12 protein-coding genes are annotated in these 15,440 nt (G+C 36.0%); 5 read left to right on the top strand and 7 right to left on the bottom strand.

Annotation, left to right across the window (positions count from 1 at the left end; genetic code table 11):
• Nucleotides 1–8: 8 nt before the first annotated feature.
• The 3 genes from JCM9152_RS10925 to JCM9152_RS10915 all read left to right on the top strand — a co-directional run bounded on the left by JCM9152_RS10925 (nucleotide 9) and on the right by JCM9152_RS10915 (nucleotide 3,371).
• Nucleotides 9–1,145: a polysaccharide biosynthesis C-terminal domain-containing protein gene (locus JCM9152_RS10925; protein ID WP_035344137.1), complete on the top strand. Its 1,137-nt coding sequence runs from the start codon at nucleotides 9–11 to the stop codon at nucleotides 1,143–1,145.
• Nucleotides 1,138–2,268, top strand: a complete 1,131-nt coding sequence (wecB, locus tag JCM9152_RS10920) for a non-hydrolyzing UDP-N-acetylglucosamine 2-epimerase (RefSeq protein WP_035344135.1) — start codon at nucleotides 1,138–1,140, stop codon at nucleotides 2,266–2,268. Before JCM9152_RS10925 ends, wecB begins: the two co-directional genes overlap by 8 nt.
• A 383-nt stretch (nucleotides 2,269–2,651) precedes the next feature.
• The gene (locus JCM9152_RS10915; protein WP_035344133.1) at nucleotides 2,652–3,371 is read left to right on the top strand and encodes a glycosyltransferase family 2 protein; all 720 of its coding nucleotides are present in this window, start codon (nucleotides 2,652–2,654) and stop codon (nucleotides 3,369–3,371) included.
• 1,218 nt (nucleotides 3,372–4,589) lie between these two features.
• On the opposite strand, the gene JCM9152_RS10910 is transcribed toward JCM9152_RS10915, so the two are convergent.
• The 6 genes from JCM9152_RS10910 to xylA form a co-directional block, all read right to left on the bottom strand.
• Nucleotides 4,590–4,994, bottom strand: a complete 405-nt coding sequence (locus JCM9152_RS10910; protein WP_035344131.1) for a hypothetical protein — start codon at nucleotides 4,992–4,994, stop codon at nucleotides 4,590–4,592.
• 112 nt (nucleotides 4,995–5,106) lie between these two features.
• The gene (locus tag JCM9152_RS10905; protein ID WP_035344129.1) at nucleotides 5,107–6,171 is read right to left on the bottom strand and encodes a glycosyltransferase family 4 protein; all 1,065 of its coding nucleotides are present in this window, start codon (nucleotides 6,169–6,171) and stop codon (nucleotides 5,107–5,109) included.
• A gap of 511 nt (nucleotides 6,172–6,682) precedes the next feature.
• Nucleotides 6,683–6,832 carry a YycC family protein gene (locus JCM9152_RS21890; protein WP_081728000.1) on the bottom strand — a complete coding sequence of 50 codons (150 nt, stop codon included), beginning with the start codon at nucleotides 6,830–6,832 and terminating at the stop codon, nucleotides 6,683–6,685.
• Nucleotides 6,833–7,195: 363 nt separating this feature from the next.
• Nucleotides 7,196–8,188 (bottom strand): Gfo/Idh/MocA family protein, encoded by a 993-nt coding sequence (locus JCM9152_RS10900; protein WP_035344127.1) that lies wholly within the window; start codon nucleotides 8,186–8,188, stop codon nucleotides 7,196–7,198.
• A 23-nt stretch (nucleotides 8,189–8,211) separates the two neighbouring features.
• Nucleotides 8,212–9,711, bottom strand: coding sequence for a xylulokinase (xylB, locus tag JCM9152_RS10895; RefSeq protein ID WP_035344125.1), 1,500 nt, complete (start codon nucleotides 9,709–9,711; stop codon nucleotides 8,212–8,214).
• 76 nt (nucleotides 9,712–9,787) lie between these two features.
• The gene (xylA, locus tag JCM9152_RS10890) at nucleotides 9,788–11,104 is read right to left on the bottom strand and encodes a xylose isomerase (protein ID WP_035344123.1); all 1,317 of its coding nucleotides are present in this window, start codon (nucleotides 11,102–11,104) and stop codon (nucleotides 9,788–9,790) included.
• 338 nt (nucleotides 11,105–11,442) lie between these two features.
• Here xylA and JCM9152_RS10885 point away from each other — a divergent pair, with 338 nt between their 5' ends.
• Nucleotides 11,443–12,630: an ROK family protein gene (locus JCM9152_RS10885; protein WP_369384554.1), complete on the top strand. Its 1,188-nt coding sequence runs from the start codon at nucleotides 11,443–11,445 to the stop codon at nucleotides 12,628–12,630.
• A 92-nt stretch (nucleotides 12,631–12,722) separates the two neighbouring features.
• Complete coding sequence (locus tag JCM9152_RS10880; RefSeq protein ID WP_035344119.1) at nucleotides 12,723–13,859, top strand: acyl-CoA dehydrogenase family protein; 1,137 nt, start codon at nucleotides 12,723–12,725, stop codon at nucleotides 13,857–13,859.
• A gap of 264 nt (nucleotides 13,860–14,123) precedes the next feature.
• Here the strand turns inward: JCM9152_RS10880 and JCM9152_RS10875 are convergent, their stop codons facing one another.
• A complete protein-coding gene (locus JCM9152_RS10875; RefSeq protein ID WP_035344117.1) occupies nucleotides 14,124–15,425 on the bottom strand; it encodes a pyrimidine-nucleoside phosphorylase in 1,302 nt (433 codons plus the stop codon).
• Nucleotides 15,426–15,440: the final 15 nt, after the last annotated feature.

Here is a 15,440-nt window from a genome sequence, read left to right as displayed (position 1 = left end):
GTGCTTTAATGAAAAATGTGAATGTTTTAATAACTGGAGCTAATGGTTTTATAGGCAAGAATTTATATGTTGCTTTAGAAGAAATGAAGAATGTTTCAATTAAAACCTATACGAGAGATCAAACAATTAAAGAATTGGAGCAATTTTTAAACCAAGCAGACGTAGTTTTCCATTTGGCAGGAGTTAATCGAGTAAAAGATGAGGATATTGAATTTGTAGAAGGGAATATCAATCTCACAGAAAAGATTACTGGAATCCTTAGAAAGATTGACAGGAAACCAATCATTGTCATGTCATCCAGTATTCAAGTAACAAATAACACACCTTATGGAGAAAGTAAGAAAAAGGCAGAAGAAATCTTAGAAAAATACGCACAAGAGACGAATCATAACCAGGTTTTTATTTACCGCTTAACAAATGTGTTTGGAAAATGGGGAAAACCAAATTATAACTCAGTAGTTGCGACTTTTTGTTATAACATATCACGTGGTTTAGACGTCGATATACATGATCCTCTTAACGAAATAGAATTAGTATATATCGATGATGTCATTAAAGAATTTAAAAATCGAATTTATTGTTTAAAAGAAAAAAGTAAACCATTCATTCATCAAGTGACCCCCACTTATAAAATAACTCTAAAAAAACTGGCAGCTCAAATTTATGAATTTTATAATCTACGAAAAAATTTGATCATGCCTGATTTATCCAATCCACTAACTAAAGCACTTTATTCAACTTATCTATCTTATTTAGACCAATACCAATTTGCTTATAATTTAGAAATCAAAAAAGATCTTCGGGGGAGTCTAGTGGAACTTTTAAAGTCGGACCATTTTGGGCAAATTTTTATTTCAACATCCCACCCAGGTGTAATTCGTGGCAATCACTATCATCACACTAAAGTTGAAAAATTTTGTGTAATTAAAGGAAAAGCAAATATTAAACTCCAGAATATAATATCTGATGAAATCTCTTCGTACGTAGTCACGGGTGATAAAGCACAAATTGTAGATATCCCTCCAGGGTATACACATTCCCTTGAAAACATTGGGGAAAGTGAATTGATTGTGTTATTTTGGGCGAATGAAATATTTGACAAAGACCGTCCAGATACTTATTTTAGAGAGGTGGAAAATGAATAAAAAAAAAGTTATGACTATTGTAGGTACAAGACCTGAGATTATACGTTTATCGGCTGTCATTCAAGCATGTGATCGATATTTTAATCATATTCTTGTGCATACGGGGCAAAATTGGGATCGAAATTTAAATGATATTTTTTTTGATGAATTGGAGTTAAGAAAACCAGACTATGTATTAAATGTTGTGGGGAAACATCTAGGTGAAACCATTGGGAATATTATTTCTAAATCATATGAAATTTTATTAACAGAAAAGCCAGATGCCTTATTGATATTAGGGGATACCAATAGTGCATTGAGCGCAATTGCTGCTAAGCGACTAAAAATTCCAATATTTCACATGGAAGCAGGGAATCGCTGCTTTGATGAAAACGTACCTGAAGAAATCAATCGAAGATTAGTCGATCATATTAGTGATGTTAATTTACCTTATACTGAGCATAGCCGCCGTTATTTATTGAGTGAAGGAATCAGAAAGGAATTCATTTTTGTTACAGGATCTCCAATGCCCGAAGTAATTGAACTTTACAAAGAAAAGTTTGATAATAGCAAAATTTTAGATGATTTAAAATTAGAACCGAAAAAATATATTATAGTTAGTGCCCATAGGGAAGAAAATATTGATCATGTACAAAACTTTAAAAATTTAATGCATGGATTACAACAAGTAGCTGACACATATAAAGTACCAGTCCTTTATTCTACCCATCCAAGAAGCATGAAGCGAATTCAAGATTCCAATATCCAATTACATCCTCTTATCAAAATCCACAAACCATTTGGATTCTCAGACTACAATAAACTTCAACAAAACGCTTTCTGTGTGCTTTCCGATAGCGGAACTTTAAGTGAAGAATCATCTATCTTAAACTTTCCCGCAGTATTAATTCGAACAAGTACTGAGCGTCCTGAGGTATTGGATAAAGGATCAATCGTAATAGGCGGAATTACTGCAACAGAAATAATACAGTCTATTGAGCTGGCCACAGAAATTTCTAGTCATAATGTACAAAGAATTTTATCACCTGATTATAAAGACACAAATGTATCAATTAAAATTGTTAAACTTATTGAAAGTTATACTAAAATTATAAACAAAAGAGTATGGGGAAATAATGAGTGAATAAAGAAAGACATTGTCATATACATTCAATAATCTAAATGTACAAAAACGAAGTAATAAAAATTATACCACGGTTGACATCTCTCTAGAGGAAAAATCGCCTGATCTCATAAAATCCATTAGGAACCCTTCTACCACTGAAGGGACTACTATTTTTTATAATAACCACTTCAATTTGTGCCAATCTTTGAGAGAAGTTTCAATACCAGATATTACGTAACAAAATAACTTCCCTCCTATTCTTTTTATAAGTCTATGATTTTTAGTTTTTTTTGAGCCCACTCTAAGTAATACACTAGTAATTAAAGAGAATATTCTAATTACTTTATATTGTAATAATTAGAATTCATTCATCAATAAAATCCAATGGGGATGAGAAAACAATGGAAAAGGTTTCGATTATTATTCCATTCTACAATTGCCAATATGTTGAGAAAGCAATTGAAAGTGCACTGAACCAAACTTATCAAAACATAGAAGTCATTGTTGTTGATGATGGTTCTACAAAATATATAGAAAGAATAACCCCCTATTTAGATTCCATACATTATATTCAAAAAAAGAACGGTGGTACAGCCAGTGCATTAAATACAGGGATTCGTTATGCAACTGGAGAATATTTTGCTTGGTTGAGTTCCGATGATCTTTTCAAGCCTGATAAGATTTCCAAACAATTAAAGTTCATGAAAAGGTGTGGATCGTTTTTTTCTTTTTCTTCGTATATTTTAATTAATTCTAATGGAGATTCCTTGCGAAAAATAGATCAAGTTTCGAAAAGAATTGCATTGATAAAATCTCTATTAAAGACCTGCTCTATTAATGGATGCACAGTCCTAGCAAAAATGGATGTTTTTTCTAATGTTGGATTGTTTGATGAATCATTACTTTATGCAAATGATTATGATATGTGGTGTCGTATTTTACTAAAATATGATTATTGTTGTATTCATGAACCCCTTGTCTTCTACCGTATTCACGAAAATATGGGAACGAAAAAACATATTTATGAGATAATAAAGGAAACTGAAATAGTAAAAAGTAGATATAATCAGCCTCTAAAGAACCTCATTACTAAACTACGAAAAAAAGCTTCTGAAAAATAGAAAAAATCAAAAAAATTTTCCCAATTAAATAATTAATTAGAAATTAAGGGGAAGCTATTCAAGTCAAAGTGAAAAATAGACAACAGTTCTGTAGGCTTTTCTTTATATCGAGTAAAGGACCGTTGTGTCGCAACCGCTCTTGGAAAAGTCTTGTAAACAGTACGTGATAAGCGCAACCAAGAGTTGATTACACACCGCCTTCTCTTGCCACATAGAGCGTTTTGAACAGGGAGGTGTTGTCACTTGAAAAAAGTCTCGATCTTACAGCGAAAGCGATGCAACTCATGATTTTTTCGGCAGACAAGTCAAAATAGTTCGTGACTTATGACGACATTTCCCTGGCTATCTCGATTAAGCGCAAAGGTGGGGTTATTTTTGGCTCTTACGCAATTTGGGTGATTTTTGTTTTAGTGTTTCTCTTATGGGTAACGACTGTAAGGGGTGATTTTGAAATGATTTTAGCTGAAGTATCTAATTATACCAGCAAGAGGGAGAAGGTCTTCTCTTTTGTTATGGAACTATTATCAAAAAATGCAGTTTGCCCTAAGTGCTCTATGATGCATGATTATCTTTAATCTATCGAAAAGAGGCGGTGAAGTCGCCTTCTCTCTTTCACCGGATTGGATGACTTCTCTTGGAGGCAAGGTCATTTTTACGGCACTTTAATATGCGACTTAAAAACACATGAACCTGTTAATCTATTAGAAAACCGAGAGGAAGAAACGGTGAGTTTCTTCTATTAATCTATTTAAACGATTTAAAAGAGTTCGTAAGTCTTGGGTATACCGGTTATAAGCTACGAAACACAGGATATAAGGAAAGTTATTCCGCCATTCGTACTCGTGTTCAAGACCTACGAAAAGACACAAAGCGTGCATTAGAAAAGGAAAATATCGTAACAAGAAAACATATTAAATCGCTTTTTTGGAAGCCACTTATAACGTTAAAACCATCCAAAAGAGAAACGCTTAATCAAGTCCTTGAACGTTTTCCAAGGATGAAAGAACTTTATGGTTTCATACAATTATTTCGAGATATGATCACAACAAAAAACATAACTATATTTAATTATTAATCTCTTAATAACCATTAAGCGATTGTTATGTGGACTCGCGTAAGTCTTACTCTCTTAAAAAAGTGAGTTATTCATAGACTGTAAAAAAATCATACTTCCAAAAGGTTAGGACCAAAATTGCGTAAGAGCCTATTATTTGACGGTCACACTGTAAACCCTCTTGGACGTACAATTGTAAGAGGGAGTACTTCAGACTCACCTGTCGAACTATTCTCAGCAGTTACACTAGGCTGAATGATACTAGCCCACTTGGAGCGTAATGGTGGAACCTCCATTGTACTTCTAATCTTTACAATAAAGGCATCTTCGGTCGATACATCAAATAACCGAGTTTCAATGGTTCTTGGATCTACTCTAAATCTTACTTTTTCTACTACATTATTATTCTCATCTAGTACTGTAGCAATAATAATTACAGGTTTCCTTTTGTGACCATTCCTCACAGCAACCCTGACATTGGTAAATCTTTGGGACGTATATGGCGGTGTACCAAATTCATTACTAACCGGCTCTGTAGTCCATACTAGTTTAGTCTGCGCCGTTGGCATATATATAGCCACCTTTCTTTTAATATTCTTATTTCTCTTTTATACTATTAAATTATTAATGATTAGTGTGGGTAAAGAACATTAGACAATAGTATATTTTTAAATGAAAGCTTTAACTCAACGCTTTAAGCATTTCCAAAAAACAGTTTGCATATTGTTCCGAAGTAAATTGCTTTTTGATTGTATGTTGTGTGTTAGATATTATTTGGGTTCTAAGCTTTTTATTTTCTATTATTTCCTTTCCCTCTTCTATTGCCTTATGAATATGTCCAATTTTGTATAATTTCCCTGTAATATTGTGAATAACAAAGCTTTCAACACCACCAGAATGGGTTGTTAACACGGGACATTGGCAGGACATTGCTTCAAGTACTGAATACCCAAAACCTTCAAGATAAGAGGTTGAACATACGAAACCACCAGATGAAGCAATTAATGAATAATAATGGGGCATTTTAAGGTGTGGGATATTATTATGGGAGGTTAACTTACTTTCTAACTTGAACTTTTTCACAAATTTTTTGAATTTCTTTCGATCGCTTGATGTAATAAAAGAATCGTCTATGAACATCCAAAGGTGAACATTTAAGTTGATTGCACATAAACCTGCTCCAATTTGAAGAAACTCTCTCCAATTCTTATTTTCTTCAATTCGACCAACCCATCCAATAATGATTTGATCAGGGGAGGTAACATTTTTGTAAGTAAAAAGAGTTAAATCAATACAATTATGGAATGAAAATTTAGTTTTATATGGATAAAAAGTAGAAATAAGTTCATCGAATACAGAATTTTTTGGATATAATATTGCATTAGCATACGTTTCTACCGGCCTTTGTGCATTGCTTAGCCAACGTTTTGTTAATTGTAAATCTCCAATTCCTTGAAAATCATAAATAACGATCCCGTCATACCTCCAGTTGTTTAATTTACTTAAAAACGTGTAATCTGAACAAACAACAATAGCTTTATATTCATGTTCGTTTATGAGTTTTTCAATTTTGGGGTTTTCACTCATAATAAAAGTGTCTTCACTGCTGTATAAGTGAGTCTTACTCCCTTGTTTTAAATATAAAAAATGACACTTTATTCCTTTTGGTAAAAGTGCTTTAGCTCTGTTATAGTTTAATGTAGCAATTCCACCAGTTAAGAATTTAAATACAAATAGAACTTTCATTCCTTTCATCCCCTTTCTATATAAATTCAAAGGTTCTTTGCAGTGTATAGATAACAAAATAGTAATCAATCGTTTTCACCGACTGCATTTTTAACAAACTTTGTAATATAAAAACTTATCCCTTATAAAATATATAAAACAAATAAATGTTGGACAATATTAAAACCTACCTAAATCAGCCCACCCTTGTGAGTAAAAGTTCACAAGAATGAAGGTTTTTCAATCTGTATCCTATAAGTGGCCGAAAAGCTAGCTATTAGCTAAGCAAGATTGCGTAAAAAGTAATACACGATTGTAAGGTCTACAACGGTAAAATAGAAGCTTTTTTATTCTTGTCACCTTGACCACGATAAACATTTAAAACAACATTAACATATTATGATATGAATTAATTATTCACGACATGATAAATAATTACCGGTATAAATTTTTTAGGTACTAATATTATTCATATATAAATGAAGAAAAGTCGATGTGATGATAGCTACACTAGCTACTCACATCGACTTTTTTAATCATCTCGATCATGTTCAGACTTTTCCAATTCAGCTAATTTAGCTATTAAAATATGCTGAGGCATATGCATAATTTGCTCCAGTGGGAGCTTTAGCTTTTCTGACAGCTTTTGTGCCGTTTCTGCCGAAATTTGATGTGGTCTCATGAATGAGCCTCCTTCCACTTGTTCCAAAGGCACTGGAAAAGTTGATTTGTACTTTTTCAGTGGCCTCCTTGCTCCTTTTATCTTATCATATTCCACTCATATTCCACTCATATTCCACGTATTCACTATAAGAGTCTGTTTATAGCAATGCCCCGATCGCTACGCTTTTTTAGAGAGAAAATCACTCCCTACAAGACTTTAATGCGGGTCTACTCATTACTGAGAAAGCAAGCTATGACTTTTTCATATCGACATTGTTACATTTCACGAAGACTACTCATGCTTTGGCCCTCACTTATATTAGAAATAACAAAACAAGACTACTGAATGACGAATATATTCAGTAGTCTTTTCATGAATGTACTAAATCATTATCCGATGGCCTGACCTTAATGATTCATAACAAGCATCAATGACTTTCATATTACGGATAGACTGCTCCCCAGGGTAAAAAGGATCTTGAGTTTCTAACACTGCTTTAGCAAAATGTTCTACTTGATTTTTGTATTGGTCATCTATTACCGTTTCCGTCCGTACATCTCCACCTGCTTCAACAATAATAAGACCCTCACCTTCATTAACAACATCTGGACGATACGCTCTCGGAACACGAATTACACCTTTAGAGCCTATCACTTCATATTCATTACGATTTGTCATATCAAAGCTACAATCAAACATCGCATTCACACCATTGGCCATTTTCATATGAGCAAAAACAGATAAATCAATCCCACGTTCGGGATCCACTTCGCCGTATGCTTGAATACTTAATGGTTCCGTTCCTAATATATGACGTATGGAATGCACAGGGTAGCAACCTACATCAAATAAACTACCTCCACCTTTTTTAGCATCTGCTCTTATATTGCCAGAACGGTCTTCAAGTAAGAAAGAAAAACTCCCTTTAATAAGTTTCACTTCACCAATTTCTCCCGAAGCAATAATTTTGCGAACTCGTTCATGTTGACTATGAAACTGATACATAAATGCTTCCATAAATGTAACACCTTGATTATGACAAACATTCACCATTTCCTCAGTATCATCAGCCGTAAGCGCAGCAGGCTTCTCACATAATATGTGTTTTCTATGTTTCGCTGCTTCAATCACCCACTTTTTATGTAAATGATTAGGTAATGGGATATAAATCGCATCGATATCAGGATCAGCTAACAGATCTTCATAGCTATCGTAAATTTTTTTTATAGATAACGATTCAGCTATTTCGGCTGCCCTTTCACTAGAACTTGCAATTGCAGCTACTTCTCCATTTTTTGAACGCTGAATTGCAGGTATCATTTGTGTTTGACCGATTTTAGCCGTACTCAAAACTCCCCATTGTAACGCTTTCATGAAAGTCCCCCCAATTAATCTTCTTATTTGCGGAAGCTCACTAATTGTTCATTTAATGTTTTAGTCTGTGTATAAACACTTTGATATATGGCAAACAATTGCTTATATGCTTCCACGCGTTCTTGATTTGGTTCATACGTTTGTTTCACTTCCAGCCATTCATCCGCACAGTCTGCAAGTTTATCATACCAACCACAACCATATGCCGCAAGCATAGCTGCACCAACACCAGGACCTTGCTCCGTTTCTAGTCGTTCCACCTTCGTATTAAAAATATCCGCTTGCATTTGTAACCAAGTTTCATTTTTCGCGCCACCACCAATTGATAACACCGTATCAATTTGCTTACCTGCATCACGAAATAATTCGATCGATTCATTAAGCGAGAACGTAATTCCTTCCAAAACAGCACGAACAAAATCAACCCTTTTATGTGAAGCATCCATTCCGATGAAGCTAGCACGGATACTCGAATCTGCATGTGGTGTACGCTCACCACCTAAATATGGTGTAAACAGCAGTCCGTTAGCACCTGGTGGAACTTGATCAATGTTTGCCGTTAATTGTTCAAATGGTTCGTCTTTAGCAAATACATCCTTAAACCAGCTTAAACTATGACCTGCCGTTAATGTGACGCCCATCGTATAAAAGGTATTTTCTTGACCATGGTTAAAGTAATGGACTTTCCCACCAAATTCCTTCTCACCGTTATCCTCATATGAAAGAACAACTCCGGATGTACCGATACTACACATCGTTTTTCCTTCTGCCAGTATTCCAGAGCCAATCGCTCCACACGCATTATCAGCACCACCTGCAAACACCTTAGTCGATTGTGGTAAACCACTATCAAAAGCAAAATCTGCGGTAATCGTCCCCACACATTCATGTGATTCAACTAATGGTGGACAAATGGCTAAATCAATATCAAGCTTTTTGGCAATTTCAGAACTCCATTCTTTCTTTTGAATATCTAAAAGCAATGTACCTGCAGCATCAGAGTATTCGCTGTGCAACTGACCTGTTAGTCTAAAACGTAAATAGTCTTTTGGAAGTAGGAAAACAGCTGTTTCTGCCAAATTTTCAGGTTCGTTCTCTTTTACCCATAAGATCTTCGGCAATGTGAATCCTTCTAATGCTGGATTTTTCGTTAATGAAAGAACTTGTTCCTTTCCGACAATGTTATAAATATCCTGACATTGCTTCGTTGTACGTGTGTCATTCCATAAAATAGCCGGACGAATGACTTCATGACTTTCATTTAATAAGACAAGTCCGTGCATTTGCCCAGAGAAACTAATCCCTTCTATCTTCGCCGCTTCTTCTGGATTTTCCTTCACTAGTTGAGACAAAACATTCGTTGTTTTCTCTACCCACTGCTCTGGATCTTGTTCACTATAGCCTGACTTCACTTGAATCAATGGGTACGATTCAGAATATTCAGCTACTACATTGCCTTTTCTATTCATTAATAATACTTTAACAGCACTTGTCCCTAAGTCTACACCTACTACATAGCTCATTTATTCTTCCTCCCTTTTATGCTTGAAAAGGCTGTCCATTTGGTATACGTTTCCCATTGGACAGCCCCTTTCTTCCTTACTTAACGTTCAAGATATATTGATTTAGAACAGCCTTAATCTTTTCTTGACGACCTGATTTATTTTGAATTGGTTCTAATCCTAATGCATATTCTTCAAGCTTATGGAAATCTGCTTTTCCTTCAACGAAATCTCGGCCAATTCCATCATTGAAAGACTCGTATCGATCTGCAAGAATCGTTTCAAATACTTTGTCTTCAATTAACTGATTAGCTACTTTTGCACCAATCGCAAAGGCATCCATTCCGGCAATGTGAGAGTGGAATAAATCGTCAGTATCAATCGATCCACGTCTAACTTTCGCATCAAAGTTCAATCCACCAGAACCTAATCCGTCATTTTTCAAAATCTCATACATAGCAAGTGTTGTCGAATAAAGGTCTGTTGGGAATTCATCTGTATCCCACCCTAGTAATGTATCACCTTGGTTCGCATCAACGGAACCTAGAAGACCATTTACTCGAGCTAAGCGTAGCTCATGCTCAAATGTATGTCCTGCAAGCGTGGCATGATTCGCTTCAATATTAAATTTGAAGTGTTTATCAAGATCATACGTTTTTAAGAAACCAATTCCTGTTGCTACATCAAAATCATATTGATGAGTCGTCGGCTCTTTAGGTTTAGGTTCGATTAAAAATTGTCCATCAAAACCAATTTCCTTTGCATAATCAACAGCTAAGTGGAAAAAGCGTCCTAAATTATCAAGCTCTAACTTCATATCTGTATTAAGTAATGTTTCGTAACCTTCACGTCCACCCCAGAATACATAGTTTTCTGAGCCTAGTTCTTTTGCAACTTCCAAACCTTTTTTAACTTTTGCCGCTGCATAAGCAACGACATCAGCATTATTTGAAGTAGCAGCCCCTCCAACATAACGAGGATGTGTGAACATATTAGCCGTGTTCCAAAGTAGCTTCACTTTGCTTGTTTTCATGTAATCTTGAATCATAGCAATGATTTCATCAAGATTTTTATTCGTTTCTTTTAATGTATCCGCCTCTGGTGCCACATCAAAATCATGGAAACAGAAATACGGTACACCTAGCTTTTCGAAGAATTCAAATGCAGCTTCTACTCGAGCCTTTGCTAAATCCATTCCACTTAAATGATCCCAAGGACGAACTGCCGTTCCAGCTCCAAATGGATCTCCTCCATCACCTGTGAACGTATGCCAGTATGCAACTGAAAAACGCATTAAATCTTCCATTTTTTGCCCTTGGATTATTTCATTTGGATTGTAATGCTTAAACGCAAAATCATTTTTAGACTGAGCACCTTCAAATTGAATGTTTGAAACATTTTTAAAATAACTCATGAACCATTCCTCCTAAAATAAGATCAAATAACAATGCGAACGCTTTCACTATTGCTACTTGTTTGAATAAATTGATCATAGCACACAAAACTTTGTTTGTCTATTGGATAAACTAAGTTTATACTGAAAAATAGAAATTGTTCTAAATACGCTCATATGTCAAAATATAAGAAAGGAAAAGTGGCTAGAACATAACGAATGTGTTTAGTTAGGAATCTAAATATTGTACGAATTGAGCAAAGTATATATCGGAGCGATTTATTTTCATCGCGTGCATTTGTTCAGATTCTCATTATTAAAACACTGTTGTCCCAGCCTCGCGTAAAGGTGATGAAATGATGAACCAATCGATGAATCAACAACTAGTTAAAGTAAGCAATAAATCGCTTGTTCTACAAACAATTATATCTGAAACACCAGTGTCAAGAGCAAGCATCTCTCAAAAATCAGGATTAAATAAAGGAACGGTTTCCTCTTTAGTTAACGAGTTAATTGAAGAAGAGCTTATATTTGAATCGGGACCAGGTGAATCTAGCGGCGGTAGACGCCCTGTCATGTTACACTTCAACCAAAAAGCAGGCTTTGCTATTGGTATAGATCTTCAAGTTAACCGACTTCTTGCTGTGCTTACCGATTTACAAGGTGAAATTATAGTCGAACAAACCATTAAATTAGCCGATAATCATTATTCTGTCGTTCTTTCTAATTTTCATTCAATCATAAAAGAATTAATGGAAAAAGCTCCTGATAGTCCATATGGTATTGTCGGAATTGGCGTAGGTGTCCCGGGTATTGTTAATAATAGTGGAATGATTGTTCATGCACCGAACCTCCACTGGAAAAGTATTGAGTTAAAACAAGAGTTAGAAGCTACCTATGACCTCCCTGTTATTATTGATAACGAAGCGAACGGAGGTGCATATGGTGAAAAGAAGTTTGGTGCAGCAAAACAAAGCGAAAATGTGATTTATATTAGTGCAGGAACAGGTATCGGAGTTGGAATCATTCTAAATAATCAGATGTACCGTGGGATTAATGGTTTTTCTGGAGAGATGGGACACACTACCATACAAGCAGGTGGTCGTAAGTGTGTTTGTGGGAACAAGGGATGTTGGGAATTATACGCTTCTGAACGAGCATTACTTAAAGAAGCGAAAAAAGTCTATCAACAAGATCAAATAGATTTAGAAGATCTCATTAAATATGCCAACGAAAAAGACAAACGTGCCCTTACGATCATTCATGAAATAGGTTTATATTTAGGGTATGGCATTAATTCAATTATGAACACATTCAACCCTGATGAAATCATCATCGGAAATCGTCTTGCTAGTTTAGAGCCTTTTTTACAAGAGCCAATTGAAGAAGTAACGAATCAAAATCGCTATCAATTTCAACAGGCAAATCTACACATTCATTTTTCAACATTGGCCACACATTCAACAGCTCTAGGAATGGCTGCTTTTGTATGTGAAGCCTTTATTCGTCCGAAAGAAGGACTTAGTTTTTTGAGAGAATTCAGCTAATTAGACTAGTGCCCTTGTACCTCTTTCCTTCGTGATTCCTATAACTTATGGTAAGATAAGTAAAAGGAAACAGTAGGAGTTGAAACAATGTTATTACACCATTTAGTTCAAGAAGAACGAAAAAAACGATTACGAGAAATCGTGCTAAATTTGCTAATCGTGCGAAAGAACATGATGAGAAAAAAACATTTCCCTTTAAAAATATAAATGAGTTACAAGAGATTGGCTACCCTTCTTTAAGTTTACACACATCAATAGGAGGGCAAGGATTGACATTGACTGAATGGCTAGAACTGCAAGAGATCATCGCTATTGCTGATGGCTCAACTAGTTTATCAATCGGTTGGCATATTGGTATTACATCAGAACTACATGATAAAAATTGGCCGGAAGAAACATTAGATGAAGTAGTAAGGGATATTATCAACAAAGGCGCACTATTAAATGCAGCTGCAACGGAACCGGAAACAGGTAGCCCTACAAGGGGTGGTAAACCTACAACAAAAGCGGTCCAAACTGAAAGTGGTTGGCTTATTTCTGGACGAAAAAGCTTCACCTCAATGGCTCCAGCACTAGACTATGTTCTTGTTTCAGCTACACTCGAAACAGGTGAAGTCGGTAACTTTCTCATTAAGAAAGAATTTAATGGTATTTCTATTGATGAAACATGGGATACACTCGGTATGCGAGGAACAGCCAGCCATGACCTTATTTTAAAGGACGTCGAGGTACCTCCCCATTATTATGTTGAAACATTTACGCCTGGACAAAAGAGCCCTTCAGGTTGGCTCTTACATATTCCAGCTTGCTATTTGGGGATTGCGCAAGCAGCGCAAAATGAAGCTATTCAATTTGCCAAAAGCTATTCTCCAAACAGTTTAAATGGGCCGATTAAACATATACCCGCCGTTCAAACTAAAGTTGGAGAGAATGAAGCTGATTTAATTCAAGCACGTCACTTACTTTATGGCGTTTCTTCAAAATGGGATCATGCTACCGATGAGGAGCGAATGTCGATGCAGGGAGAATTAGGAGTCGTTAAATTTCATGTCGTCAACTCTGCTCAGAAGATTGTTGATCGAGCGATGAGAGTAGTTGGTGCTCACAGTCTATACAACACTAACAAGCTACAACGATACTATCGTGATGTTAGAGCAGGTATTCATAATCCTCCAATGGATGATCGAACGATACAATTACTTGCTCACGCTCAACTGCATGAAGAGTAATTTCTACTCGTTAGCAGCTACTGCCCATTCACTCCAGTCTTATTTTCATTTATAATACTGGCAAAAAACGGTCATCTATCTCTTTTTAAAGAGAAGGTCATTCCTGTTTTCGTACTAATCAAAGCGGCCGGGATGGGGATCGACTCCTGCAGGTACGTGCCCTCATCCCGGTAGCGTGATCGAAGTGCTAAATTGTGGCAAATTCTAAACACAAAACCTGTCGACAGGCTGGATTTGTTCTTTTATTTTCAAAAACACCAAGACTTAAATAAGTTCTTCATAAATAAGATTCGGTGGTAGTATTTTTTTATCGGAAAAACCATAGGCGTTCTCAACCATTTGTACGACTTGTTCAAAAGAACGATCATTGACATGCAATGTCGCTAAATAATCACCTTGTTTAACATGATCACCAAGCTTCTTATGTAACTCTATTCCTACTGCAAGATCAATTCTTGATTCTTTTGTCGCTCTCCCCGCTCCTAGTTGCATCGCTGCTATCCCAATTTGTTCTGCATCAATTGTTTTTACATAACCAGTATATGGAGAAACAACTTGCACGAGCTTATTAGCAGTAGGTAATTTTGAAGGATCATCAACAATAGATGGGTCACCCTTTTGTGACTCAATAAACCTTTTTAACGTATTTAGAGCTTCTCCATTTTCAATCACTTCATCTAGCATCTCTCGCGCTTCCTCTAAAGACTTAGCCTTGTTCGCTGCATATACCATCTGACTTCCCAGTCTCATACATAGCTCATATAAATCGTTAGGCCCTTCGCCTTTTAATAGATCAATCGCTTCCTTGACTTCTAGCGAATTACCAACTGTATACCCTAAAGGTTGACTCATGTCAGAAATAATAGCCGTCGTTCTTCTACCGAGTTGCTCGCCAATTTCCACCATTGCCTCCGCTAATTCTCGAGCCTGGTCATAGTCCTTCATAAATGCACCGCTACCTGTTTTCACATCAAGCACAATGGCATCAGCACCTGATGCAATTTTCTTACTCATAATGGAACTTGCAATTAAAGGTATCGAATTGACCGATGCTGTTACATCTCGCAGTGCATATAATTTCTTATCTGCCGGGGCCAAATTGCCTGTTTGTCCTACTACTGCCAGTTTATTTCGATTAACTAAGGCAATAAATTCAGATGGCTCCATTTCAACAGAAAAATGAGGAATCGATTCTAGCTTATCGATTGTCCCCCCTGTATGACCAAGCCCTCGACCAGACATCTTAGCAACTGGAACTCCTACAGCAGCGACAAGTGGTGCTAAGGCGATCGTTGTTTTATCGCCAACACCACCTGTAGAATGCTTATCTACTTTGATCCCTTCTATTTCAGAAAGATCAACTCGATCACCCGTCTCAACCATCGCCAACGTTAACTCAGCTCGCTCTTTCATTGTCATATCTTGAAAATAGATGGCCATCGCAAATGCAGACATTTGATAGTCAGGAATCAAACCATTCGTATATTCATTAATCACATACCGAATTTCTGCCTTTTCTAATTCTTCTCCGTCTCGTTTCTTAGCAATGATATCAACCATGCGCATGAACGATCACATCCT

The organism is Halalkalibacter hemicellulosilyticusJCM 9152, assembly GCF_000513115.1.
GTDB classification, from domain to species: Bacteria; Bacillota; Bacilli; order Bacillales; family Bacillaceae_D; genus Halalkalibacter; species Halalkalibacter hemicellulosilyticus.
The sequence above is the reverse complement of the archived record's forward strand: the minus strand, read 5'-3'. Positions and strand labels throughout refer to the sequence as shown.

Excerpts from the sequence above, each read along its gene's own strand:
- JCM9152_RS10925 (WP_035344137.1), top strand. The coding sequence starts at position 9 with ATGAAAAATGTGAATGTTTTAATAACTGGAGCTAATGGTTTTATAGGC.
- wecB (WP_035344135.1), top strand. The coding sequence starts at position 1,138 with ATGAATAAAAAAAAAGTTATGACTATTGTAGGTACAAGACCTGAGATT.
- JCM9152_RS10915 (WP_035344133.1), top strand. The coding sequence starts at position 2,652 with ATGGAAAAGGTTTCGATTATTATTCCATTCTACAATTGCCAATATGTT.
- JCM9152_RS10910 (WP_035344131.1), bottom strand. The coding sequence starts at position 4,994 with ATGCCAACGGCGCAGACTAAACTAGTATGGACTACAGAGCCGGTTAGT.
- JCM9152_RS10905 (WP_035344129.1), bottom strand. The coding sequence starts at position 6,171 with ATGAAAGTTCTATTTGTATTTAAATTCTTAACTGGTGGAATTGCTACA.
- JCM9152_RS21890 (WP_081728000.1), bottom strand. The coding sequence starts at position 6,832 with ATGAGACCACATCAAATTTCGGCAGAAACGGCACAAAAGCTGTCAGAA.
- JCM9152_RS10900 (WP_035344127.1), bottom strand. The coding sequence starts at position 8,188 with ATGAAAGCGTTACAATGGGGAGTTTTGAGTACGGCTAAAATCGGTCAA.
- xylB (WP_035344125.1), bottom strand. The coding sequence starts at position 9,711 with ATGAGCTATGTAGTAGGTGTAGACTTAGGGACAAGTGCTGTTAAAGTA.
- xylA (WP_035344123.1), bottom strand. The coding sequence starts at position 11,104 with ATGAGTTATTTTAAAAATGTTTCAAACATTCAATTTGAAGGTGCTCAG.
- JCM9152_RS10885 (WP_369384554.1), top strand. The coding sequence starts at position 11,443 with ATGAACCAATCGATGAATCAACAACTAGTTAAAGTAAGCAATAAATCG.
- JCM9152_RS10875 (WP_035344117.1), bottom strand. The coding sequence starts at position 15,425 with ATGCGCATGGTTGATATCATTGCTAAGAAACGAGACGGAGAAGAATTA.